Annotated in this window: 20 protein-coding genes; 14 read left to right on the top strand and 6 right to left on the bottom strand. The window is 64.8% G+C overall.

The genetic code is table 11. From position 1 onward, the window contains the following. The first annotated feature begins 15 nt into the window (after positions 1-15). The 4 genes from BRA1417_RS0135035 to BRA1417_RS0135020 are packed head-to-tail and all read left to right on the top strand — an operon-like array spanning position 16 to position 5,217. Positions 16-507, top strand: a complete 492-nt coding sequence (locus tag BRA1417_RS0135035; protein WP_198034887.1) for a (2Fe-2S)-binding protein — start codon at positions 16-18, stop codon at positions 505-507. A gap of 2 nt (positions 508-509) precedes the next feature. Then, positions 510-2,897: a xanthine dehydrogenase family protein molybdopterin-binding subunit gene (locus tag BRA1417_RS0135030; RefSeq protein WP_027519802.1), complete on the top strand. Its 2,388-nt coding sequence runs from the start codon at positions 510-512 to the stop codon at positions 2,895-2,897. An 11-nt stretch (positions 2,898-2,908) separates the two neighbouring features. Continuing rightward, positions 2,909-3,706, top strand: coding sequence for a xanthine dehydrogenase family protein subunit M (locus tag BRA1417_RS0135025; RefSeq protein WP_027519801.1), 798 nt, complete (start codon positions 2,909-2,911; stop codon positions 3,704-3,706). Between the two features lie 17 nt (positions 3,707-3,723). Then, entirely contained in the window at positions 3,724-5,217 is a 1,494-nt protein-coding gene (locus BRA1417_RS0135020) for an amidase (protein WP_027519800.1), read from the top strand. Positions 5,218-5,389: 172 nt separating this feature from the next. On the opposite strand, the gene BRA1417_RS0135015 is transcribed toward BRA1417_RS0135020, so the two are convergent. Then, the gene (locus BRA1417_RS0135015) at positions 5,390-6,289 is read right to left on the bottom strand and encodes a LysR substrate-binding domain-containing protein (protein WP_027519799.1); all 900 of its coding nucleotides are present in this window, start codon (positions 6,287-6,289) and stop codon (positions 5,390-5,392) included. Positions 6,290-6,491: 202 nt separating this feature from the next. Here BRA1417_RS0135015 and BRA1417_RS0135010 point away from each other — a divergent pair, with 202 nt between their 5' ends. Beyond that, positions 6,492-7,289: a fumarylacetoacetate hydrolase family protein gene (locus BRA1417_RS0135010; protein ID WP_027519798.1), complete on the top strand. Its 798-nt coding sequence runs from the start codon at positions 6,492-6,494 to the stop codon at positions 7,287-7,289. A gap of 193 nt (positions 7,290-7,482) precedes the next feature. On the opposite strand, the gene BRA1417_RS0135005 is transcribed toward BRA1417_RS0135010, so the two are convergent. Continuing rightward, positions 7,483-8,334, bottom strand: a complete 852-nt coding sequence (locus BRA1417_RS0135005) for a CoA ester lyase (protein WP_027519797.1) — start codon at positions 8,332-8,334, stop codon at positions 7,483-7,485. Further along, a complete protein-coding gene (locus BRA1417_RS0135000; protein ID WP_011089535.1) occupies positions 8,334-8,786 on the bottom strand; it encodes a MaoC family dehydratase in 453 nt (150 codons plus the stop codon). The genes BRA1417_RS0135005 and BRA1417_RS0135000 overlap by 1 nt, the downstream gene beginning before the upstream one ends. A 231-nt stretch (positions 8,787-9,017) precedes the next feature. Here BRA1417_RS0135000 and BRA1417_RS0134995 point away from each other — a divergent pair, with 231 nt between their 5' ends. Then, on the top strand, positions 9,018-10,184 hold the full coding sequence (locus BRA1417_RS0134995; protein WP_027519796.1) for an acyl-CoA dehydrogenase family protein: 1,167 nt from the start codon (positions 9,018-9,020) through the stop codon (positions 10,182-10,184). Here BRA1417_RS0134995 and BRA1417_RS0134990 read toward each other — a convergent pair. Beyond that, entirely contained in the window at positions 10,181-11,794 is a 1,614-nt protein-coding gene (locus BRA1417_RS0134990; RefSeq protein ID WP_027519795.1) for an AMP-binding protein, read from the bottom strand. The two genes, BRA1417_RS0134995 and BRA1417_RS0134990, sit on opposite strands and share 4 nt — an antisense overlap. Before the next feature lie 33 nt (positions 11,795-11,827). Continuing rightward, on the bottom strand, positions 11,828-12,463 hold the full coding sequence (upp, locus tag BRA1417_RS0134985) for a uracil phosphoribosyltransferase (RefSeq protein ID WP_027519794.1): 636 nt from the start codon (positions 12,461-12,463) through the stop codon (positions 11,828-11,830). Positions 12,464-12,976: 513 nt separating this feature from the next. Between upp and BRA1417_RS44470 the strand changes: the two genes are divergently transcribed. The 7 genes from BRA1417_RS44470 (at position 12,977) to BRA1417_RS0134950 (ending at position 21,301) form a co-directional block, all read left to right on the top strand. Next, positions 12,977-13,141: a hypothetical protein gene (locus BRA1417_RS44470; protein ID WP_156949050.1), complete on the top strand. Its 165-nt coding sequence runs from the start codon at positions 12,977-12,979 to the stop codon at positions 13,139-13,141. An 11-nt stretch (positions 13,142-13,152) separates the two neighbouring features. Then, a complete protein-coding gene (locus BRA1417_RS41355; protein ID WP_018454042.1) occupies positions 13,153-13,242 on the top strand; it encodes a K(+)-transporting ATPase subunit F in 90 nt (29 codons plus the stop codon). Positions 13,243-13,273: 31 nt separating this feature from the next. Continuing rightward, positions 13,274-14,977: a potassium-transporting ATPase subunit KdpA gene (gene kdpA, locus BRA1417_RS0134970; protein ID WP_027519793.1), complete on the top strand. Its 1,704-nt coding sequence runs from the start codon at positions 13,274-13,276 to the stop codon at positions 14,975-14,977. 49 nt (positions 14,978-15,026) lie between these two features. Further along, a complete protein-coding gene (gene kdpB / locus BRA1417_RS0134965) occupies positions 15,027-17,141 on the top strand; it encodes a potassium-transporting ATPase subunit KdpB (RefSeq protein ID WP_027519792.1) in 2,115 nt (704 codons plus the stop codon). A gap of 110 nt (positions 17,142-17,251) precedes the next feature. After that, positions 17,252-17,854, top strand: a complete 603-nt coding sequence (locus BRA1417_RS0134960; RefSeq protein ID WP_027519791.1) for a K(+)-transporting ATPase subunit C — start codon at positions 17,252-17,254, stop codon at positions 17,852-17,854. Between the two features lie 37 nt (positions 17,855-17,891). Next, positions 17,892-20,615: a sensor histidine kinase KdpD gene (locus BRA1417_RS0134955; RefSeq protein ID WP_027519790.1), complete on the top strand. Its 2,724-nt coding sequence runs from the start codon at positions 17,892-17,894 to the stop codon at positions 20,613-20,615. Beyond that, positions 20,612-21,301, top strand: a complete 690-nt coding sequence (locus BRA1417_RS0134950; protein WP_027519789.1) for a response regulator — start codon at positions 20,612-20,614, stop codon at positions 21,299-21,301. Before BRA1417_RS0134955 ends, BRA1417_RS0134950 begins: the two co-directional genes overlap by 4 nt. Positions 21,302-21,443: 142 nt before the next feature. Here BRA1417_RS0134950 and BRA1417_RS0134945 read toward each other — a convergent pair whose 3' ends face one another. Then, positions 21,444-22,328 (bottom strand): Ku protein, encoded by an 885-nt coding sequence (locus BRA1417_RS0134945; protein WP_027519788.1) that lies wholly within the window; start codon positions 22,326-22,328, stop codon positions 21,444-21,446. Between the two features lie 118 nt (positions 22,329-22,446). Between BRA1417_RS0134945 and ligD the strand changes: the two genes are divergently transcribed. Continuing rightward, positions 22,447-25,134, top strand: coding sequence for a DNA ligase D (gene ligD / locus BRA1417_RS0134940; protein WP_027519787.1), 2,688 nt, complete (start codon positions 22,447-22,449; stop codon positions 25,132-25,134). Positions 25,135-25,137: the final 3 nt, after the last annotated feature.

The following is a 25,137-nucleotide window of genomic DNA, read 5'->3' as shown; positions in this document are numbered from 1 at the left end:
GTCGCGCACAGGAGTATGATCGTGCAGATATCCTTCACACTCAACGGACGGCCGACCACTGTCGATGTCGAGCCGGCGACGCTCGTCGCCGAGCTGCTGCGCGAGCGGCTCAACCTCACCGGCACCCATATCGGCTGCGACACCAGCCAGTGCGGCGCCTGCGTGGTGCATCTCGACGGCCTGCCGGTGAAGAGCTGCACGTTGCTGGCGCCTGCGATCGACGGTGCGACGCTGCTCACCATCGAGGGCCTGCAAGGTGCGCCCGGTTCGAACCGGCTGCATCCGATGCAGGAAGCGTTTCGCGAACATCACGGCTCGCAATGCGGCTTCTGCACGCCCGGCATGCTGATGACGGCGGTGGCGCTCGCGACCGAGAAGCCGGACCTGACGGAAGCCGACGTCCGCCACGGCCTTGAAGGCAACATCTGCCGCTGCACAGGTTATCAGAACATCGTCGTCTCGGTCATGGCTGGCGCTGCCGCCATGAACGCCGCCAAGGGAGAGTGACCATGGGCAATGTGATCGGGATCGGCGCCTCACCGAAACGGAAAGAGGACCAGCGCTTCCTCACCGGCCGCGGCAATTACGTCTCCGACATCAAGCGTCCCGGCATGACGGCCGGTGTGTTCGTGCGCTCGCCGCACGGACACGCGATCCTGCGCGGCATCGACAAGAGTGCGGCCCTGGCATCGCCCGGCGTCATCGCGGTCCTGACCGGCGAGGATGCCGCCGCGGACAAGTTAGGCTCGCTGCCCTGCGGCTGGGGCATCACGGATGCCAAGGGCGTGCCAATGAAGGAGCCTCCGTTCCCGATGCTGGCGCAGGGCAAGGTGCGCTTCGTCGGCGACATGGTGGCCTTCGTCGTCGCGGAGACGCCGGCGCAGGCCAGCGCGGCAGCCGAGCTCCTGACGGTCGATTACGAGGTGCTGCCCTCGGTGGTCGGCGTGCTCGAAGCCGTGCGGCCCGGCGCGCCGCAATTGTTCGACGACGTGCCGAACAACATCTGTTGCGACTGGGAGCTCGGCGACAAGGCCGCGATCGAGACCGCCTTCCGGAAAGCGGCGCATGTCGCAAAGCTCAGCCTCGTCAACAACAGGCTGATCGGCAACCCGATGGAGCCGCGCGCGGCGATCGCCGAATATGAGCCCGGCACCGATCGCTTCACGCTGTGGACCACCAGCCAGTTCCCGCATGTCGTGCGCTTTCTGATGGGCGCGCTGGTGTTGAACATTCCGCAGCACAAGCTGCGCGTGGTCGCGCCCGATGTCGGCGGCGGCTTTGGCGTCAAGCAGTTCCACTACGGCGAGGAGGCCGTGATCACCTGGGCTGCCAAGCGCGTGATGCGGCCGATCAAATGGGTTGCGAGCCGGTCGGAGGGTTATGTCTCTGATCGCCACGGCCGCGATCACGTCACCGAGGCCGAGCTCGCACTCGACGAGACCGGAAAGTTTCTGGCCTTCCGCGTCAACACGCTCGCCAATATGGGCGGCTATCTCTCGACCTTCGGACCGAACATCCCGACCAATCTCTACGGACCGCTGCTCGGCGGCGTCTACACCACGCCGGCAATCTACTGCAACGTGAAGGTGGTGTTCACCAACACCGTTCCGGTCGACGCTTATCGCGGCGCGGGCCGACCCGAGGCAACTTTCGTGCTGGAGCGCATCGTCGACGTCGCAGCTAACGAGATGGGCATCGATCGCGTCGAGATTCGCCGACGCAATATGATCCCGAAGGAGGCCTATCCCTACCAGACGCCGGTGCTGGTGCAGTACGATTCCGGCGATCCGATGGGGTGTCTCGACGGCGCTCTTGTCGCGGCCGACGTCAAGAACTTCGGTATCCGCAAGGCGGAGTCGGCGCGCAGGGGCAAATTCCGCGGGCTCGGCTACTCGACCTATGTCGAGGCCTGCGGCCTCGCGCCGTCGCGCTTCGCGGGACGATTGGGCGCGCGCGGCGGGCTCTATGAGAGCGCCACGGTGCGGGTGCATCCGACCGGCCAGGTCACGGTCATGATCGGCACGCACAATCACGGCCAGGGCCACGAGACGACGTTCGCGCAGATCGTCTCGGAAAAGCTCGGTGTCGCGTTTGACAATGTCGACATCGTGTTCGGCGATACCGATCGCGTGCAGTTCGGCATGGGAACCTATGGCTCGCGTTCGCTGGTGGTCGGCGGCGCGGCGCTGTCGAAGGCGACGGACAAGGTGGTCGCGAAAGGCAAGAAGATTGCGGCGCATCTGCTTGAAGCGGCCGAAGTGGATATCCAGTTCGAGGCCGGAAAATTCTCGGTCGCAGGCACCGACCGCATGAAGACGTTCGAGGAGATCGCGGGCGCCGCCTACGTGCCGCACGACTATCCGCTCGAAGTGCTGGAGCCGGGACTGGAAGAGCAGGCTTATTATGATCCCGTCAACTTCACCTATCCCGGCGGCTGCCACATTGCCGAGGTCGAGATCGACCCGGAAACCGGCACGGCGACGCTGGTCAATTACACCGCGGTGGACGACGTAGGCACGGTCATCAACCCGATGATCGTGGAGGGCCAGTTGCACGGCGGCATCGTGCAGGGCGTCGGTCAGGCGCTGTACGAGAACGCGGTCTATGACGAGGGCTCGGGCCAGCTGCTGTCGGGCTCGCTGATGGACTATTGCATGCCGCGCGCCGACCACATGCCGATGATGAACATCGCGACCCATTCGACGCTGTGTACGCACACGCCGATGGGCGTGAAGGGCTGCGGCGAGGTCGGCACCATCGGTTCGCCGGCCGCCGTCATCAACGCGGTGGTCGATGCGCTGTCGCATCTCGGCGTTACCCATGTCGACATGCCGGCGACGCCGAATCGGATCTGGCGCCTGCTGCAAAATGCATCGCTGCCGGTCGCTGCGGAATAGGGAGGATAACAATGAAGCCGTTTGCCTATCACCAGCCGGACCGGCTTCCCGACGCTGCCAAACTGCTGACCTCGATCGAGGACAGCAAGCTCGTCGCCGGCGGCATGACGCTGATCCCGACGCTGAAGCAGGGGCTCGCCAGTCCGCCTGCCCTAGTCGATCTGTCGAAGCTCGGAGATCTGAAGGGCATCAGCGACGACGGCGCCACCATCACCATCGGTGCGATGACGCCACATGCGGCGGTGGCCGCCTCGCAGCTGGTGCAGGCGAAGATCCCCGGTCTCGCCGCGCTGGCCTCGATGATCGGCGATCCCGCCGTCCGCATCCGCGGCACCATCGGCGGCTCGGTCGCGAACAACGATCCGGCGGCCGATTATCCGGCAGGTGTGCTCGGCCTTGGCGCGACCGTCGTCACCAGCACGCGCGAGATCGCGGCCGACGGTTTCTTCCGCGGCCTGTTCGAGACCGCGCTCGAACCTAGCGAGATCATCACGGCGATCCGTTTTCCGGTACCCCTCAAGGCGGGCTACGCCAAGTTCAAGGCGCCGGCGTCGCGCTATGCGCTGGTCGGCGTGTTCGTCGCGAAATCCGCCGATGGCGTTCGCGTGGCCGTGACCGGAGCGGGCTCCGGCGTATTCCGCGTTCCCCCAATGGAGGAAGCGCTGTCGCGCAATTTCGATCCGTCCGCGATCGCGGCGATCAGGATCGACACCGACGGTCTCACCTCCGACATCCATGCCGAAGCCGACTACCGCGCGCATCTCGTCACGGTCATGGCCAAGCGCGCCGTCGACGCGGCGCTCAGCTAGCACTTTTAGGGTTGATGATGACTGATGGTTCCGGCCGAACGGCCTTCCCGCCGGCGCCGACTGGCCTTGGCTCGCTTTCCGCAATCGAGATCCTGGCCGGCTACCGGCACAAGGCGTTCACGCCGCGCGACGTCATCGACGACACCATTGCCGCGCTGGAGGCAACGAACGAGGCCTGCAACGCGGTGGTGACGCCGATGTACGAGCAGGCGAGGGCGGAGGCCGATCGTCTCACCAGGGAGATGCGCGCCGGCGAAGCCAAGGGGGCGCTCGCGGGCGTACCCGTGACAATCAAGGATTTGGTCTTTGTCGCGGGCGTGCCGGCCTATGGCGGCTCGCCGATGAACAAGGCATTCGTGCCCGATGTCGATGCGGCGGTTGTCTCGGCGCTGAAGGAGGCGGGTGCAATCGTCACCTGCAAGACCACGACCTGCGAGTCCGGTTACAAGTTGACGGCGGACAGCCCGGTTACCGGCACCACGCGCAATCCCTGGAATCCCGGTCGCACCAGCGGCGGATCGAGCGGCGGCGCGGCGGCGGGCGTTGCCGCCGGCTGCGGTCCGATCGCGATCGGAACCGATGGCGTCGGCTCGATCCGCGTGCCCTCGTCCTTCTGCGGTGTGTTCGGCCTGAAGCCGACCTTTGGCCTGGTGCCGCGCTCGCCCGGCTTCTCACCGCCGTCCTGGGGCTCGCTCGCGCATACCGGGCCGATCACGCGCACGGTCGCCGATGCTGCGCTGACGCTGGAAATCATCGCTGCTTACGATCTGCGCGATCCCGCGAGCCTGCCGGTGGCGGCGCGGCGGTTCGATACAAAGCCCGCGCCGTTGAACGGCATTCGTATCGGCGCCAGCGTCGATCTCGGCTACGCCGCCGTCAGCCCCGATGTGCGCGCGGCGTTCGGCAAGGCGCTGGCCATTCTCGATGCCTGCGGCGCGCAGGTCACCATGGATGGTCCTGGCCTCGATCCGGGGATCCTCGAACACACGCTGAAGCCGATCGCCTTCACCGAACAGGCGGCCGCGGTCGCGACCAGGACCACGGCCGATCTCGCCAGCTCCGAAGCAGATTATCTTGACGTCATCAGTGCCGGCCGGCGCTACAGCGGCACGGACTACATCGAAGCGGGGTATCGCCGCGGCCAGGCACGCAGCGGCTTCCTGAAGCTTTTCGAGCGCGTCGATGCGCTGGTGACGCCGACGGTCGCGGTGACCGCGTTCGAAGCCGGCCGCATCGGCATCGACACGGTCGACGGCGGCAAGGTCGATCCGCATCTCGGCTGGTCGCCCTTCACCTGGCCGATCAACCTCGCCGGTCTTCCGGCGGCGACGCTGCCCTGCGGCTTCGATCGCGACGGAATGCCGATCGGCCTGCAGATCGTGGCGCGCTGGCTCGACGAGCCCACGATCTTCCGCATCGCCGCTGCGTTCGAAGCGGCCCAGCCATGGGCGGCGTGCTGGCCGCAGTTGGCGTTGCGGGAGAAGCCTGCGCGCACGAAAGCGGCGCCTTAACCTCGCCCCACTTGCGGGGAGAGGTCGGATTGCATCGGAGATGCAATCCGGGTGAGGGGGAGTTTCCGCGAGGCAGCTGTCGCCGAATGTGCGGAGGCAGCCCCTCACCCCAACCCTCTCCCCGTAAGAACGGGGCGAGGGAGCGCACCATCGCAGCGGGAACAGGCCCGAGCTAAGACAGCTCGATCGGGTCGCCGCGGCCGCTGAGCTCTTCGTCGAGGCGCAGATAGTGCGCGAGATAGTCGTGCAAGGCGGTCGCCGCCTTCGAGGTCGCGCCGCTCGATTTGTAGAGCAGCAGCTCGATCTTCGGCAGCGGCGGCAGGCCCTCGTTCGGGCCGATCTCACGCATCGCCGGCACCAGGGCGCTGCGGCCGAGTACGGTCACGGCCATGCCGGCGAAGGCCGCCGCCTGAAGGCCGCCGACGCTTTCGCTGACGCAGGCGATGCGCCAGCGCAAATTCGCGCGTTCCAGCGTGTCGATCGCGTAGTCGCGATAGATGTTGCCGGGCGGCAGCAACGCCAGCGGAATCGGCCGTTCCTGGTGCGCGGCGGACTGCTCACCGGTCATCCAGACCAGCTGCTCGCGCCGTACCACCTGGCCGCCCGTAAAATCGTTCATGCGGGTGACGAGCGCGATGTCGACATCGCCACGCTTGACCAGGCCCACCAGCGGCGTCGAGAGCGCGCAATTGAGCTCGACCTGGACCCGGGGGAAGGATTTTCGGAACACGCTGAGGATCTGCGGCAGCATGAAGGCGGCATAGAGGTCGGGCGTGCCGAGTACGACCTGACCCTCGATCTCCTGTGACGCCAATTGCGAAATCAATTCGTCATGCAACCGCAGGATGGACTTGGCGTAGGTGAGAACCGTGGTGCCGTCCTCGCTCAGCGTCAGCCGGCGCCCGGCATGCTCGAACAATTGCTTGCCGGTGAGCTCCTCCAGCCGCTGCAATTGCAGGGTGATCGCCGGCTGGGTGCGGCCCAGCCGCCGCGCGGTCTCGGTGATGCTGCCGGTCTCGACCACGGAGATCAGCGACCGGAGCATGCGGATATCGAGGCTGATGAGGTTCATGCGGCGTCCATGTCGCCCAGAATTTATGCAAGTTCCATGCTAGGGCGAAAGGGAGCCGGGGTGGGAAGGCTCGGTCGCAGACGGCCTGTTCTCATCAATTAGACGACGTGCCGGTCCAGCATTGCTGGCATACTGAATATTGATTATCAGGCGGCTCGGCGCGCATGATGCGCCCAACGAACATAAAAAGGGAGCACAAAACATGAAAGAGACATCAGCAACGCGACGAGAGCTGCTCGCAATTGCCGCGGCCGCAGGTGCTGCCTCAATCGCGGAAGTTGCGCCGGCTGCGGCGCAGGCAGGGCCGAAGCCGATCTTTCCGGTGCCGATGGTCACCATCCCGATCGTCGGCGAAGCCCAGGTGTTTCAGGTCCGCCGCATCTACTGCATCGGGCGCAACTATGCGGCGCACGCGATCGAGCGCGGCTCGGATCCGAACCGCGAGCCGCCGTTCTTCTTCCAGAAGCCGACCGACGCAATCCAGAACGTCGCCGTGGGCGAGGTCGCCGATCATCCTTATCCGTCGCTGACCAAGAACTATCACCACGAGGTCGAGCTGGTCGCCGCGCTGAAGTCCGGTGGCTCCAACATTCCGGCCGAGAAGGCGCTCGACCATGTCTATGGCTACGCGCTCGGCCTCGACATGACCCGGCGCGATCTCCAGAACGGCATGGCCGCGGAGAAGAAGCCGTGGGAGATCGGCAAGAGCTTCGACCACGCCGCGGTGATCGGACCGATCCACCCGGCCAGCAAGACCGGTCATTTCGACAAGGGCGCCATTTCGCTGGCGATCAACGGGACGGTGAAGCAGAGCTCGGATCTCAGCAAGATGATCTGGAGCGTGGCCGAGCAGATCGCAAAACTGTCGGAAGCGTTCGAGCTCAAGGCCGGCGACATCATCTATTCCGGCACGCCCGAGAATGTCGGTCCGGTGGTGAAGGGCGACGTGCTGTTGTGCAAGCTCGACGGCTTGCCGGACATGTCGATCAAGATCGTCTAGCGGCGGTCTTCGCCTCTCCTGCCTGCGGAAAGTGAGGGGCGGGACGTTTTCGCTTCGTCATGCCCGGGCTTGTCCCGGGCATCCACGTTTTGGGTGCCGGTTGCGTGGAAGCCCGTGGATGGCCGGGACAAGCCCGGCCACGACGACGCTGAGAGTGGCTTCGATCCCATCTGTCGCAGCGCGGCGTCCTGCTCTAGCTCTGGCCGAGAATCTTCTTCGCCGCGCGAAGATGCGGCTTGTCGATCATCTGGCCGTCGAGGCGCAGCGTGCCGGAGTTCGGATTGTTCGCGAACGCGGCGATCACCTTCTCCGCCCAATTGCGCTCGGCCTCGGTCGGCTCGAACGCCGCGTTGACCACGTCGACGTGCTTGGGATGGATCAGCGCTTTCGCCGAAAAACCGTCGCGCCGCGCCGCGCGCGTTTCCTGTTCGAGCCCCGTGAGATTGTCGATGTCGGTATAGACGGTGTCGATCGGCGCGACTTCGGCCGCCGCCGCCGCCATCAGACAGAGATCGCGCGCCAGGCGATAAGGGCTGTGGAACACTCCGCCCGACGCCTTTTCAGTAGCGCCGAGGGAGGCCGAGAGATCTTCCGCGCCCCACATCAGGCCCGCGAGGCGAGGGGAGCAGCCCTTGTAGCTGCCGAGCCCGAAGATCGATCCCGCAGTTTCGGTCGCGACGCAAACAATGCGTGTTGAGCCGATGGCGATACCAGCCGCAGCCTCAAGAGCTTCGAGCCAGGTCGCGACCTGCCGCACGTCGTCGCCGCCCTGCGATTTCGGCAACACGATGCCGTCAGGCTTGCCCGGAATCACCGCGGCAAGGTCAGCGAGCGTCATGCCGGTATCGAGCGCGTTGACGCGGACATAGAGTAGATGGGGTTTGTTGCGGCCGTTGAGCATCGCCAGCGTCAACCCGCGCGCCTCTGGCTTCTTGTCGGTGACGACGGAATCTTCGAGATCGATGATCAGCGCGTCGGCCTTGCCTTCGCTGGCCTTCTCGAATTTGCGCGGGGAATCGCCCGGCACGAACAGCATCGAACGCATCAGACCGGCCTCTTGTGCATCATCGCCATGCGGCGGCATTTGCCGACGATCTCGTCGTTCTGGTTGAGAGCGTGGTGCTCGAACTCGACGATGCCCGCCTTGGGGCGCGATTTGGATTCCCGTAACGAAAGCACCTTCGTCGTTGCCCGCAGCGTGTCGCCATGGAAGACCGGTTTCGGAAAGGTGACGTCGGTCATGCCGAGATTGGCAACGGTGGTGCCCATGGTCGTATCATAGACCGTCATTCCGATCATGATGCCGAGGGTGTAAAGGCTGTTGAAAATGCGCTGGCCGAACTCGGTCTTTTCGGCGAAATGCGCGTCGATGTGCAGCGGCTGCGGATTGAGGGTCAGCAGGCTAAACATGGTGTTGTCCATCTCCGTGACGGTCCGCGTCAGGGGATGCCTGAACTCCTGGCCCACGGAAAAGTCTTCGAAATAAAGTCCCGCCATTGCGGTCTTCCTCCCTGCGAAATAACGGCGCGCCCGCGTCCTCGCGCCGCATGACCCTATGCATGCTACACACAGTTGATAGGGAAATTCACGTATCTGTACCCTGTTTTTCAAGTTAAAGAACGCAAGCGAAGGCACGTTCGGGCGCACCAATCCGCCACGGCCGTCGAGTGGGGAACGCGACGAGGGGGAGATTGCGCGATCGCTTCTCCCAAGAAGGAGATCAGGAATATGGATTTCGCGCTCACCGCTCAGCAGGAAGCCATTCGCGACGCCGTCGCAAAGGTTTGCGAAGACTTTCCCGACGCCTATTGGCTGAAGAAGGACCACGACGGCGGCTTCCCGCACGACTTTCACAAGGCCATGGCGGACGCCGGCTGGCTCGGCATCTGCGTGCCGGAGGAATATGGCGGCTCCGGCCTCGGCATCACCGAGGCCGCGATCATGATGCGCGCCATCGCGGAATCCGGCGCCGGCATGTCCGGCGCGTCCGCGGTGCACATCAACGTGTTCGGCCTCAATCCCGTGGTCGTGTTCGGCACCGAGGAGCAGCGCAAGCGCATGCTGCCACCGATGGTCGAGGGCCGCGAGAAGGCGTGCTTTGCCGTGACCGAGCCCAACACGGGCCTCAACACCACCCAGCTCAAGACCCGCGCGGTGGCCAAGAACGACCGCTACATCGTCAACGGCCAGAAGGTGTGGATCTCGACCGCGCAGGTCGCGCACAAGATCCTGCTGCTGGCGCGCACCACGCCGCTGGAGGAGGTGCGCTCGCCGACCCATGGGCTGAGCCTGTTCTATACGGACTTCGATCGCACCAGAATCAAGGTCCACGAGATCGAGAAGATGGGCCGCAAGGTCGTCGATTCCAACGAGCTGTTCTTCGAGGATTTTGAAATCCCGATGGAGGATCGCATCGGCGAAGAGGGCAAAGGCTTCCAGTACATCCTCGAAGGCATGAACCCCGAGCGCATTCTCATCGCCGCGGAAGCCGTCGGCCTCGGCAAGCTCGCACTGTCGCGTGCGACCGAATACGCCAAGACCCGCGTGGTGTTCAACCGGCCGATCGGCAAGAACCAGGGCATTCAGCATCCGCTGGCCGTAAACTGGGTCGAGCTCGAGGCGGCCTGGTTGATGGTGATGTCGGCGGCCTGGCAATACGACAAGGGCATGCCCTGCGGCGGCGCCGCCAATGCCGCGAAATACATTGCGGGTGAGGCCGGATATCACGCCTGCGAGCAGGCGGTGATGACCCATGGCGGCTTCGGTTACGCCAAGGAATTCCATGTCGAGCGTTACTTGCGCGAAGTGCTGATCCCGCGCATCGCGCCGGTCAGCCCGCAGCTTGCGCTCAGCTTCATCGCGGAAAAGGTGCTTGGACTGGCCAAGTCGTACTAGCTATCCCAGTGGACGTGCTTATTCGGCACCGATCCGATCCGATCCATCGCCATGGCCCGAAGCCGGCCGCGCTGGATCTTGACGCCGTTGGCACTGTCGGTGACGGGGAAGGCCTCCACGACATAGATCCGCGCCGGGACCTTGTAGCCGGCGAGCCGCTCACGCAGGCGCGCGATCAACGCGTCCTGCCGCGGCGGCTCGTGGTGGGGGTCCTGGGCAGGGATCACGAAGGCAACGCAGCGGGCGTTTCCCTTCAGATCGACCGCGACGACCTGGGCATCGGCCACGCCAGCGCACGATTTGAGCTCGTCCTCGATCTCGCCGGGCGCAACCAGGAAGCCGCCGAGCCGCATGGCGTCGCCCGCGCGGGTTTCATAGACGAAGGAGCCGTCGCCGCGCAGCCGGCCGATATCGCCGGTGCGGAAGAAGCCGTCCGCGGTGATGGCGTCGCGCGTCGCGTCGGGATTGTTGTAGTAGCCGAGGAAGCGTGACGGTGCCTGGATCTCGATCTCACCGGAGACGCCGCGAGCCGCGAGTTCGCCGGTCTCGGTGTCGCGCACACGGACCTTAGCCTCCGGCGACATTGGCCAGCCGCCGCCCTCGATCCGATCGGCGAAGGCGTCACTCGAGCGTGCGATCGAGAACAGCGCCTGCACCTCGCTCGAACCGTAGAGGCCGTGCAACGGCATGCCGCGCGCCTCGGCCTCCGCGGCAAGCTCGCGCCAGCCGGGCTGGAAGGCGGCAAAGCCGCAGACTTCGAGATGCGGAAACGGATGCGGCGCCTCGGTGACGGCGAGGATGCGGCGGAACATCTCGTCCGAGCCAAAGGCATGCGTGATCCCGTACTCGCGGAGAAGCTTCAGCGCCGGCGCGGCCTCGAAGGCGTCGAGCGCATGGACGGTCGCGCCCGCCGCGACGAAGCCGAGCAGGCTCGTCATGCCGAAGGTGCCGCAGAACGGCAGCATGGCCAGCAGCGCATGGCGCTGCGGTGAGAGTTTGAGCGCCTTGGCGACGGAGGTGGCGTGCGTGGCCAGCGTTCGCTGCGAATGCGCGACGAGTTTTGGTCCTTTGGTCGTGCCTGACGTCGTGTAGAGCAGAACCGGCAGATCGAAATCGTCCTGGGCAGGCGGGGCAGGCGGATAGCGCTTCTCGAAGGCATCGAAGCACACGCAGGGCCATTGGGCGGGAATCTCATCCGCACCCACAACTGCAAGCTCTCGCAGCGCAGGCACCTCGTCCTTGGCGACGCCGGCGAGAATAACGGCAAAGTCGATCGAGCGGAACGCGGCTTCGATCACCATCAGCCGGGCGCCGGACAGCTTCAGGAGATGCGCGACCTCCGCGCTGCGGTAGCGTGTGTTGACGGCGGCGACGATTGCCCCGAGCCGGCCGGCGGCGAACAGCAGCGCGATCCATTCGATCCGGTTGACCAGCCAGACCGCGACGACGTCGCCCTTGCCGACACCGTGCGCGGCAAGCCAGGCGGCGGTCTGCTCGATCTTTTCCGAGAACTCTGCGCGCGAGACCGGCGTACCGTCGAACACGAAGGCCGGTTCGGCGGCGGCTTCGGTCCTGATCAGCGATTGCAGCGAAAATTCGTTGGCGCTCATGGCAACCGGACTAACCCGACCGCGCGAACCTGTCTACTTGGTGCCGAACATCCGGTCGCCCGCGTCGCCCAGGCCCGGCACGATGTAGCCGTGGTCATTGAGCCGCTCGTCGATCGCGGCGGTCCAGACCGGCACGTCGGGATGTTCGCTCTGGAACTGCGCGATGCCTTCAGGCGCGGCCAGAAGGCAGACGAAGCGGATGTCGCGGGCGCCGCGCGCCTTCAGCAGCGAGGCGCCAGCGCAGGCCGAGTTGCCGGTCGCCAGCATCGGATCCATCAGGATCACGGTGCGGTCCGAGAGGTCCTGCGGGGCCTTGAAGTAATATTCCACAGCCTGCAACGTATCAGGATCGCGGTAGAGCCCGATATGAGCGATGCGCGCCGAGGGCATCAGCGCCAGCATGCCGTCGAGGAAGCCGACGCCGGCGCGCAGGATCGGCGCCAGCGTAAGCTTCTTGCCGGCGATCTTGGGCGCCCGCATCGGCGCAATCGGCGTCTCGATCCCGACCAGCTCCAGCGGCAGGTCGCGCGTCACCTCGTAGCCGAGCAGCATCCCGATCTCGTTCAGGATCTCGCGAAAGCTCTTGGTCGAGCGGTCCTTCTCCCGCATCAGGGAGAGCTTGTGCTGGACCAGGGGATGGGCGACGACGTTGACGTTGCTGATGCTCATGAAACCGATCTACACGGTTCCGTGAAACCGCGCCAGATCGGTCGGGTGTTTTTGGTGCGGCAGACGTGCCTTCAGCCGGACGTCGCGACCGCGCTGCGGAGCAGGTTGCTCGCCCCGTAGGCAAACATGGTCATTTGAAAACGAGATGGCGAAGGCGCGGTAGATATAGGGATTTCATAAGTGTGGGATGGGGGCGGTGGCGCGCCATTCTCCGCTGTCGTCCCGGCGAAGGCCGGGACCCATACGCCGGGGCAGAAGTCGTGGCGCGAAGCCATCAATCCCGAGTTTTCGTCAAACCTGATTCCGTGGTTATGGGTCCCGGCCCCCGTGCGCAATTGCGCACTAGGCCGGGACGACGATGTGATGTGCCTCGCGAGCGTTGTCCGACCACGCCGTCAGCCCCGGCCTTTTATGAGATTCCTATAACTTCGCCACGGCCCTCGTCTCGAAAACCTATGCCTGGGGTGGCACTCCAGCACGGTCAAAAGTCCCGGTGGGCGCCGTGGAAATGCAGTGGCATCTCCTTTCACGCGCCGACCGGGTCTCCCGAGAAACGGTTGCACCGAAATCAGGGGCGCAACGAGGAGTATCTCCATGATGGACATTCTGATGCTGGCGCTGGGCTTCGGCTTCTTCGCCGTTGCGATCGGCTACACCTACGCCTGCGAACGGCTCTGAGGGAGCGGACCATGATCTTCGATTATTCGCTCGCCGGTGCCGTTTCGCTCGGCCTCCTGTTCTACCTCACTTACGCACTGCTGCGGCCTGAGCGGTTCTGACCGTGCTCACGAACCTTGAAGGGTTGATGTCATGACTGTGATCGGTTGGCTCCAGATCATTCTCTTTTGCGTCATTATCGTCGCGCTCACAAAACCGCTCGGCTGGTACATGACGCGCGTGTTCAACGGCGAGCGGACCTTCCTGTCGCCGGTGCTGCGTCCGATCGAGGCCGGCATCTACTGGTTCTCCGGCGTCGACGAGAAGCGCGAGCAGCATTGGCTGACCTATACGGTCGCCATGCTGCTGTTTCACGTCGGCGGCTTCCTCATCATCTACGGCGTGATGCGGCTGCAGGATGTACTGCCGTTCAATCCGGCCGGGCAGTCGGCGGTCGCCGCCGACTTGTCCTTCAACACCGCGATCTCCTTCATCACCAACACCAACTGGCAGAACTACGGCGGCGAGAGCACGATCTCCTATCTCGTGCAGATGCTCGGCCTGACGCACCAGAACTTCCTGTCGGCGGCGACCGGCATCGCGCTCGCGGTGGCGCTGATCCGCGGCTTCTCGCGTGCGTCGGCACGCACCGTCGGGAATTTCTGGGTCGATGTCACCCGCTGCACACTGTACGTCCTGCTGCCGATCTGCATCGTCTACACGCTGTTCCTGGTGTCGCAGGGCATGCCACAGACGCTGGGTGACTACGTCGAGGCGACCACGCTCGAAGGCGCTAAACAGACCATTGCGGTCGGGCCGGTCGCCTCGCAGGTCGCGATCAAGATGCTTGGCACCAATGGCGGCGGCTTCTTCAACGCCAACGCGGCGCATCCTTTCGAGAATCCGACCGCGCTGTCGAACTTCATCCAGATGCTGTCGATCTTCGCGCTTGGCGCCGCGCTCACAAACGTGTTCGGTCGTATGGTCGGCAACCAGCGCCAGGGTTGGGCAATCCTGTCCGTGATGGGCGTGCTGTTCCTCGCTGGTGTCGCCATCACCTATTGGGCGGAGGCCAACGGTACTTCGACCATGCACGCGCTCGGCCTGATCGGCGGCAACATGGAAGGCAAGGAGGTTCGCTTCGGCATCGTCGCGTCCTCTCTGTTCGCCGTGATCACGACGGCCGCCTCCTGCGGCGCGGTCAACGCCATGCATGACAGCTTCACCGCGCTCGGCGGCATGATTCCGCTGATCAACATCGAGCTCGGCGAAATCATTGTTGGCGGCGTTGGCGCCGGCATGTACGGCATGTTGCTGTTCGTCATCCTCGCGATCTTCGTGGCGGGCCTGATGGTCGGTCGCACGCCGGAATATGTCGGCAAGAAGATCGAAGCGCGCGAGGTCAAGATGGCAATGTTGGCCATCCTGGTGCTGCCGCTGATGATCCTCGGCTGGACCGCCGTCGGCGTGGTCTATCCGGCGGCGGTCGCCTCGATGGCGAATGTCGGGCCGCATGGCTTCACCGAGGTGCTCTACGCCTTCACGTCGGCGACCGGCAACAACGGCTCGGCCTTCGCAGGCCTCACCGGCAACACCTTCTTCTACAACCTCACGCTTGCAAGCGCGATGTTCGTCGGCCGCTTCTTCATGATCATCCCGGCGATGGCGATCGCGGGTTCGCTGGCCGCCAAGAAATCGATCCCGCCGTCCGCGGGCACCCTCCCGACCACGGGCGGGCTGTTCATCGGCCTTGTTGTCGGCGTGATCCTGATCATCGGCGGCCTGACCTTCTTCCCAGCCCTCGCCCTCGGCCCGATCGTCGAGCATCTCGCGATGAACGCCGGCCAAATCTTCTGACCAGCAAGTGTGCTGATCGACACCCTCCCGATTGTTTGGAGTGACCTCCATGGATACCATGAAACTGCAAAAACGCGCCTCCGTCTCGGCGATGCTCGATCCCAAGATCGTCGTGCCTGCGATCCGCGCGTCCTTCACCAAGCTCGATCCGCGCTTGATGATCAAGAATCCCGTGATGTTCGTGGTCGAGATCGTGGCCGCGCTCACCACTGTGATCTTCCTGCGCGACCTCGTTACAGGCGACGGGAATCTCGGCTTTACCTTCCAGATCATCGTCTGGCTCTGGTTCACGGTGCTGTTTGCCAACTTCGCCGAAGCCGTGGCCGAAGGCCGCGGCAAGGCGCAGGCGGAATCGCTGCGCAAGACCCGCACCGAGAGCCAAGCCAAGCTACTGACCGGCTCTGACCGCACCTTCAAGTTGGTACCCGGCACTAGCCTCAAGGTCCGAGACATCGTGCTGGTCGAGGCCGGCGATACCATTCCCTCCGATGGCGAGGTGATCGAGGGCGTCGCGTCCGTCAACGAGGCCGCCATCACCGGCGAGTCCGCGCCCGTGATCCGTGAGTCCGGCGGTGACCGTTCAGCAGTGACCGGCGGCACCCAGGTGCTGTCCGACTGGATTCGCGTGCGGATCACGGCAGCGCAGGGCTCGACCTTCATCGACCGTATGATCAGACTGGTCGAGGGCGCCGAGCGGGCCAAGACCCCGAACGAGATCGCGCTCAACATTCTGCTGGCCGGCCTCACCATCATCTTCGTGTTCGCCACCGTAACCATCCCGAGCTACGCGGCCTATGCCGGCGGCTCGATCTCGGTGGTTGTGCTGGTTGCGCTATTCGTGACGCTGATCCCGACCACGATTGGCGCGCTGCTGTCGGCGATCGGCATCGCCGGCATGGACCGCCTGGTCCGCTTCAACGTGCTGGCGATGTCCGGCCGTGCGGTCGAGGCCGCCGGAGACGTCGACACGCTGCTGCTCGACAAGACCGGAACGATCACGCTCGGCAACCGCCAGGCGACCTCCTTCCGCCCCGTGCGCGGCGTCATCGAGCAGGAGCTCGCGGACGCGGCCCAGCTCGCCTCGCTCGCCGACGAGACCCCGGAGGGCCGTTCGATCGTGGTGCTGGCCAAGGAGAAATACGGCATCCGTGGCCGCGACATGGCCGAGTTGGGAGCCACCTTCATCCCGTTCACGGCGCAGACCCGCATGAGCGGCGTCGATGCCGGCGGCTCGTCGGTGCGCAAGGGCGCGGTCGATGCGATCCTCAATTATGTCGGTGGCGGTGCACCGCTGGTGGTCGCCTCCGGCAACACGGCTCGTTCCATCCAGCTCGCCGGGCTCTCGGACATCGGCCGCGAGATCCAGACCATTGCCGACGACATATCGAAGGCCGGCGGCACGCCGCTGGCGGTCGCCAGGGACGGCAAGCTGCTCGGCGTCATCCAGCTCAAGGACATCGTCAAGGGCGGCATCCGCGAGCGTTTTGCCGAGCTGCGGCGCATGGGTATCCGCACCGTCATGATTACCGGCGACAATCCGATGACGGCCGCCGCGATCGCAGCGGAAGCCGGCGTCGACGACTTCCTGGCGCAGGCAACTCCCGAGGACAAGCTCAAGCTGATCCGCGACGAGCAGGCCAAGGGCAAGCTGGTGGCGATGTGCGGCGACGGCACCAACGACGCGCCGGCGCTCGCGCAGGCAGATGTCGGTGTCGCCATGAACACCGGCACCCAGGCGGCCCGCGAGGCCGGCAACATGGTCGACCTCGATTCCAACCCGACCAAGCTGATCGAGGTGGTCGAGATCGGCAAGCAGCTCTTGATGACGCGCGGCGCGCTGACCACGTTCTCGATCGCCAACGACGTCGCGAAATATTTCGCGATCATCCCGGCGATGTTCCTGGCGTTCTACCCCCAGCTCAACGTGCTCAACGTCATGAACCTGTCCAGCCCGCAGAGCGCAATCCTGTCTGCGATCATCTTCAACGCGCTTGTTATCATCGCGCTGATCCCGCTGGCGCTGAAGGGCGTCGCCTATCGCGCGGTCGGGGCCGGCGCACTGCTTCGGCGCAACCTGCTGATCTACGGCCTCGGCGGCATTCTCATTCCCTTCATCGGCATCAAGGCGATCGACCTCGTCGTCGTTGCCTTGCACCTGGCTTAGCCCCGTCATTGCGAGCGAAGTGAAACAATCCAGAATTCTTGCCGCGGCTGACAGACTGGATTGCTTCGTCGCTTCGCTCCTCGCAATGACGAAAGAAATAGGAGAAACGCATGCTCAGAGAAATCCGCCCCGCCATCGTCCTGCTGCTGGTGCTCACCGCCATCACTGGCTTGGCCTATCCGCTCGCGATGACCGCTATTGCCGGCGCGATCTTCCCCGCGCAGGCGCAGGGCAGCTTGATCGAGAAGGACGGCAAGGTGGTCGGCTCCGCCCTGATCGGGCAGGAGTTCAAGGACGACAAATATTTCCACGGCCGTCCCTCGGCGACGGTGGCGCCGGATCCGAACGATTCGACCAAGACGGTACCGGCGCCTTACAACGCCGCCAATTCAGGTGGCTCCAATCTCGGCCCGACCAGCAAGGCGCTGGCCGACCGGCTGAAGGAGGATGTGGACAAGCTCAAGGGCGAGAATCCGAATGTCGCCGTGCCGGTCGACCTCGTGACGACCTCGGCCAGCGGCCTTGATCCGGATATCTCGCCGGAAGCGGCGCAATTCCAGGTGCCGCGCGTCGCGAAGGCGCGAAACGTGGCGGAGGATCAGGTCAAGCAAATGGTGGCTTCCAACATCCAGGGCCGCCTGCTCGGCCTGATCGGCGAGCCCCGGGTCAACGTGTTGGCTCTGAACCTCGCGCTCGATCGTGCCACGAAGTAGTCTAGGCTAGGTCCGCGCGGATGATTATATTGATCTGATGGTCCGAGAGCGCCGCGATCCCGAACAACGTCCTTCGCCCGAGGCGCTGCTGGAGGCCGCGCGCCGGGAGGAGGGCGTGAGCGGCAAGCTGAAAATCTTCGTCGGCGCCGCTCCCGGCGTCGGCAAGACCTACGAGATGCTGCAAAGCGCCCACGCCAAGCGCAAGGCCGGCATCGACGTCGTGGTCGGCTTCGTCGAGACCCATGATCGCGCCGAGACCGAGGCGCTGGTGCGCGGGCTGGAAGTGATCCCGCGCAAGAAGCTCGACTACCGCGGCCAGATTGTCGAGGAAATGGATCTCGACGCCGTGATCGCGCGCCGGCCGAAAATCGCGCTGGTCGACGAGCTCGCCCACACCAATGCCGCCGGTAGCCGCCATCCGAAACGTTATCTCGATGTCGAGGAGCTGCTGTCCCACGGCATCGACGTCTATACCGCCGTCAACATCCAGCACATCGAGAGCCTGAACGACGTCGTCGCGCAGATCACCCATGTGCGGGTGCGGGAGACCGTACCGGATTCGGTGTTCGACCGCGCAGACGCCATCGAGCTGATCGACCTCACGCCCGACGACCTGATCCAGCGGCTGAAAGAGGGCAAGGTCTATGTCCCCAGGCAGGCCGAGCGGGCGCTGGAGCATTATTTCTCGCCGGGCAACCTGACTGCGTTGCGCGAACTCGCGCTGCGGCGCACGGCCGAACGGGTCGACGAGCAGCTGCTCACCCACATGCAGGCGAACGCGATCGCCGGTCCCTGGGCCGCCGGCGAGCGCATCCTCGTCTGCATCAGCGAAGATCCGCGCGCGGCCAGCCTCGTGCGCTACACCAAGCGGCTGGCCGACCGGCTGCACGCGCCGTTTATCGCGGTGTCGATCGAGACGCGGCGGTCCCTGCAAATGTCCGATGAGGAGCGCGACCGGCTGGCCGATACGCTGCGGCTCGCGGAATCGCTCGGCGGCGAGGCGCTGACGATCCCGGGCGTCGGCCGCCGCCTCGCCGACGACGTGGTCAACTTCGCGCAGGGCAACAACGTCACCCAGATCGTGATCGGCAAGTCGACGCGCTCGCTCTGGTTCGAGATGACGCGCGGCTCCGTCGTGCACGATCTGGTGCGCCGCGCCGGCAATATCAGCGTGCATGTCATTCCTGGCGACGAGCTCACGAGCGAGCCGGCGCCGAAGACGACGGTGCAGACCGCAACGCGATCGGACCCGTTTGACGCGCGGCCCTATCTGAAGGCACTCGGGATCACCGCGCTTGGCCTCGCTGCTGCCGTGGCGATCAAGCCGTATTTCGGCATTGAGAACGTCGACCTGATGTTTCTGACCGCCGTGGTGACGGTTGCCGTGCGCTATGGATTGTGGCCGTCGCTGCTTGCGAGCGTCGCGGCGTCGCTCGCCTACAATTTCTTCTTTCTGCCGCCGGTCTATACCTTCACCATCACCGATCCGACCAATGTCGCGGCGTTCTTTTTCTTCATGCTGATTGCGTTCGTGGTGTCGAATGTGGCGGGGAGGGTCCGCACCCAGGCTGATGCTGCGATCGGCCGCATCCGGACCACCGAGCAGCTTTATGCTTTCAGCCGCAAGCTCGCCGGCACCGGTACGCTCGACGACGTGCTGTGGGCGACCGCCTACCAGATCGCGCTGATGCTGAAAGTCCGCGTGGTGCTGCTGTTGCCAGACGAAGGCCTGCTCACGGTGAAGTCGGGCTATCCGCCCGAGGACGATCTCGATCAGGCCGACCTCGCCGCCGCCAACTGGGCCTGGAGCAACGACCGCCCTGCAGGCCGCGGCTCGGACACGCTGCCCGGCGCAAAGCGGCTGTTCCTGCCGATGCGCACCGGGCGCGGCCCGATCGGCGTCATCGGCATCGACGACGACCGCACCGGTCCCTTGCTGACGCCGGACCAGCGCCGGCTGCTCGACGCCCTGGTCGACCAGGGCGCGCTGGCGATCGAGCGCGTGCTGCTGGTCGAGGACGTCGATCGCGTCAAGCGCTCCGTCGAATCCGAGCGGCTGCGTTCCGCATTGTTGACGTCGATTTCACACGACCTGAAGACGCCGCTCGCATCCGTGCTGGGTGCGGCCTCGACCATGCGCGATCTCGCCAGCGCGCTCTCCGACACCGAGAAGCGCGACCTGCTCGCGACCGTGATCGACGAATCCGAACGGCTCAACCGCTTCATCGCAAATCTGCTCGACATGACCAAGCTCGAATCCGGCGCCATCGTGCCCAACGCTGCGTTGCACGATCTCGGAGAGATCGTCGGCAGCGCGCTCCGGCGGGCAGCCAAGATCCTCACCGCCCACAAGGTGGAGCTGGAGTTGGCCGCAGATCTTCCCATGCTCCAGCTCGATGCGGTGCTGTTCGAGCAGGTGCTGTTCAACCTGCTCGACAACGCCGCCAAATATTCGCCGCCCCACGCCACGGTCTCGATCCGCAGCCGGCGCGACAGCGATCATGTGGTGCTCCAGATCGCCGACGAGGGCGACGGCATTCCGTCCGAGGAGCTCGAGAGCGTGTTCGACAAGTTTTATCGCGCGCAGAAGGGTGACCATGTCCGGCCCGGTACTGGGCTCGGGCTCGCCATCTCCCGCGGCTTTGTCGAGGCGATGCATGGCACGATCTCGGCTGCGAATCGCAGCGACCGGAGCGGCGCGGTTCTGACCATCCGTCTGCCCATTCCGGCCCGGACCCACGCATTGGATACCGCCGCATGAGCGCTGCCGCGATCAAAGTGCTGGTCATCGACGACGAGCCGCCGATCCGCAAATTGCTGCGGATGGGGCTCTCGACGCAAGGCTATGAGATCCTGGAGGCGTCGAACGGCAAGATCGCGCTGGAGAAGCTCAGCGAGGATCCCGCGCTGATCATCCTCGATCTCGGCCTGCCTGACATCCAGGGCCACGAGCTGCTGCGCACCATCCGCGCCCGCAATGAAGCTGTGCCGATCGTGGTACTGTCGAGCCGTGGCGACGAGGCCGGCAAGGTGGAGGCGCTCGATCTCGGGGCCGACGATTACCTGACGAAGCCGTTCGGCATGGACGAGCTGCTGGCGCGCCTGCGCGCCGCGCTGCGGCACCAGCTTCAGATCCAGGGCGAACGGCCGGTGTTTCGTGCCGGCGATCTCTCTGTCGATCTGGTGCGCCGGATCGTCAGGGTCGGCGAGCGCGATGTCAAACTGTCGCCGAAGGAATATGACCTCCTGCGCGTGCTGGTGCAGCACGCCGGCAAGGTGCTCACTCACCGCTTCCTGCTGAGGGAGCTCTGGGATGAGTTGACCGACGCGCAATATTTGCGCGTCTATGTCCGCCAGCTCCGGCAGAAGATCGAAGCCGATCCGGAGCGGCCGCAATTTGTGCTGACGGAGACGGGGATCGGGTACCGGTTAAGGGCAGGGGATTAGCTCTCGATTCTCATCCTGAGGAGCGCGGAACGCGCGTCTCGAAGGACGAAGACCCAACTGCTGCAGCGGGGCCTGCATGGTTCGAGACGGCGCTTCGCGCCTCCTCACCACGAGGGAAGAGAGCCGTATGCGCGGCGGAGAGCTAACCCGCCTTCCTCTGCCGCGCCGTCGACCGATGCGTCTTCTTCGCGGCGCGCGTTCGCCCCGACGCCCGGCGCGCATGGGACTTCGCCGCCGTCTTCTTCCCGCCGCGTCCCTTCAAGCTCTGCTTCAGCGCATCCATCAGGCTGACCACATTGCTCGGCCGCTCCTCGGGCTCCGGCAGTTCGATTGTCTTGCCGCTGGCCTTGCGCTTCACCAGGGCCTTCAGCGCGTTCTCGTAGTCGTCCTTGAACTTGCTGGGATCGAAATGGGAGGCCTTGGTCTGGAGGATATGGCCGGCGAGCTCGACCATGTCCTTGGTGATCTTCGGGCTCTTGATGTCATCGAAGAACTGGTCCTCGTCGCGCAGCTCGTACGGGAAGCGCAGCGTGGTGCCGAGCAGACCCTTGCCGAGCGGTTCGATCGCGATGATGTGCTCGCGATTGGTGAGCACGATCTTGGCGAGCGCGATGCGATCCTGGTCCTTCATGGCGTCGCGGATCACGGCGAAGGCATCGACCGCGGCCTTGCCGTCGGGCGCGATATAGTAGGGATGGTTGAGGTAGCGCTGGTCGATCTCGTCGCTCGGCACAAAGCTCTCGATGTCGATGGTGTGGTTGCTCTCGATCTGGACGGCTTCGAGCTCCTCCGGCTCGATCTCGACATATTTGCCCTTGCGCAGCTCGTAGCCGCGGCCCTTCTGGTCGCTCTCGACGATGTCGCCGGTCTCGGCGTCGATCATCTGCTGCTTCAACCGGTTGCCGGTCTCGCGGTTGATCATGTGAAACCGCGTCTTCTCGGCCGCGGTGGTCGCCGGATAAAGCACAACGGGACAACTGACCAGCGAGAGCTTCAACGTTCCCTTCCAATAGGCGCGCGGTGCCATTCCGTTCTCCAGCGTCTGCGAGTCATTTTGGAACCCCAACCGTCCCGCGGGGTTTTGGTTCCGGGTGGGATGCGGGCCGTGATAGGCTTCCACGCCGAAAGAGAATCCGGGACCAGTCGTGCTGCAAAAGCTCTCCAAGTATCGACAGAAACGTGATTTCGAGAAGACGCCTGAGCCGTCGGGCAAAACCGCGGTGGCGCCATCGAAGCAGCGGCGCTTCGTGATCCAGAAGCACGACGCCACGCGGCTGCACTACGATCTGCGGCTCGAGTTCGACGGCGTCTTCAAGTCCTGGGCGGTGACGAAAGGGCCCTCGCTCGATCCGCACGACAAGCGGCTGGCCGTCGAGGTCGAGGACCATCCGCTCGACTATGGCGACTTCGAGGGCACGATTCCGGAAGGCCAGTACGGCGGCGGCACGGTCATGCTGTGGGACCGCGGCACCTGGGAATCCGAAGATCCCGAACGCGGTTTCAAGAAGGGCGATCTGAAGTTCACCCTGCATGGCGAGAAGCTGCACGGCAGCTGGGTCCTGGTGCGCATGCGCAACGATCGCACCGGCGGCAAACGGACCAATTGGCTCTTGATCAAGCATCGCGACGAATATGTTCGCGAGGGCGCAGACAACGACATTCTCGAGGAGGACAAGTCGGTCGCCTCCGGCCGTGCGATGGAGCAGATCGCGGAGGGGAAGGGCCGCGCACCAAAGCCGTTCATGCTGGCGAAGGGCACCAGGGCCAAGGCCGACGCGGTCTGGCAGTCCAACCGGGCCGACGAAACGAAAGGGCGCACGGTCACGCCAGCACCGCGCGCGGCGTTGAAGACCGGCAAAACGGTAAAGAAGAAAGCCACGACCGCCACGAGCGCGAAGAAGGCGGCGGAGATGCCGGATTTCGTGGCGCCGCAGCTCTGCACCTCGGTCGAGCGCCCGCCGGGTGGCGATGGCTGGTGCCACGAGATCAAGTTCGACGGCTACCGCGTGCAGCTGCGGGTCGAGGGCGGCAAGGCGACGTTGAAGACGCGCAAAGGCCTCGACTGGACCGAAAAATTCGCAAGCATAGCGAAGGAAGCGGGCGCGTTGCCGGATATGATGATCGACGGCGAGATCGTCGCGCTCGACCACAACGGCGCACCGAACTTTTCGTCGCTCCAGGCCGCGCTGTCGGACGGCAAGACCGACGAGCTCATCTTCTTCGCCTTCGACCTCCTGTTCGTCGAAGGCCTCGATTTGCGGCGGCTACCGCTCGGCGAGCGCAAGGCGCCGTTGAAGGAGCTGCTGGAGGCGCGCAAGCGCAAATCGAGCCAGATCCGCTATGTCGAGCATTTCGAAAGCGGCGGCGACGCCGTGCTGCAATCGGCCTGCAAGCTCGAGCTTGAGGGCGTCGTATCGAAGAAGCTGGACGCGGCTTATCGTTCGGGGCGGACGGAAAGCTGGACCAAGGCCAAATGCCGCGCTGGCCATGAGGTCGTGATCGGCGGCTACAAGACAACCAACGGCAAATTCCGCTCGCTGATGGCCGGCGTGCACCGCGGTGATCATCTCGCCTTCGTCGGCATGGTCGGCACCGGCTTCGGCGCCGACAAGGTCAAGCGCATCATGCCGTCCTTGAAGGCCATGGAGGCGAAGCAAAGCCCGTTCGGCGGCAAGAATGCACCGAAGAAAGCGCGGGAGGTGCACTGGCTGAAGCCGGAGCTCGTGGCGGAGATCGAGTTCGCCGGCTTCACCGCCGACGGCAATATCCGCCAGGCCGCCTTCAAGGGGCTGCGGCAAGACAAGCCGGCGAAGGAGGTCGAGGCCGAGACACCGGTCGATACCGAGCTTGCCGAGCCTTCGACGAAGCGACGCGCCAAGCCGCGCGCGCAGGCGAAGACCGGCGCACGAACAGCGCAAGCCGGCAGTGCCGAAGTGATGGGAGTCGTCATTTCCAAGCCGGACAAGGAGCTCTGGCCGGACGACGGCAATGGCGATCCCGTCACCAAGCTGGATCTCGCGCGCTACCTCGAAGCAATCGGCGAATGGATGATCGTGCACCTGAAGGGCCGTCCGTGCTCGCTGATCCGCGCCCCGGACGGCATCAAGGGCGAATGCTTCTTCCAGCGCCACGCCATGCAGGGCACGTCGAACCTTCTGGAGCTCGCGCGGGTCTCCGGCGACCGCAAGCCTTATCTGCAGATCGATCGGGTCGAGGGGCTCGCGGCCGTAGCACAGATTGGTGGGGTCGAGTTGCATCCGTGGAATTGCGCGCCCTACGCCTACGACACCCCGGGCCGGCTGGTGTTCGATCTCGACCCGGCGCCCGACGTCGTCTTCGCCGAGGTCGTCGAGGCCGCCAAGGAGATGCGGCAGCGGCTGACCGACATCGGCATGGAAAGCTTCTGCAAGACCACGGGCGGCAAGGGCCTGCACGTCGTGGTACCGCTGCGTCATGGCGCGCGCGATCAGGTGAGCTGGAAAGAGGCGAAGGCCTTCGCACAAGGCGTTTGCCAGTGGATGGCGGACGACGCTCCCGAGCGCTACCTGCTCAACATGTCGAAGAAGTTGCGAGAGGGAAAGATCTTCCTGGACTATTTGCGCAACGACCGCATGTCGACGGCGGTGGCCCCGCTGTCGCCGCGTGCGCGCCCCGGCGCCACCGTGTCGATGCCGCTCACCTGGGCGCAGGTGAAGACCGATCTCGATCCGAAGCGCTACACGCTGCGCAGCGTGCCCGGTCTGCTGCCGCGGTCGAAGGCGTGGGATGGTTATGACGATGCGGCCGTGTCGATCAAGACAGCCATCAAGAAGCTCGCGGCGAAAAAGAAGTAGGGT

Origin of the sequence: Bradyrhizobium sp. WSM1417 (assembly GCF_000515415.1) — a bacterium.
Lineage (GTDB): Bacteria > Pseudomonadota > Alphaproteobacteria > Rhizobiales > Xanthobacteraceae > Bradyrhizobium.
Note: the sequence above shows the minus strand (reverse complement) of the source record. Positions and strands in the feature narration are given on the sequence as shown.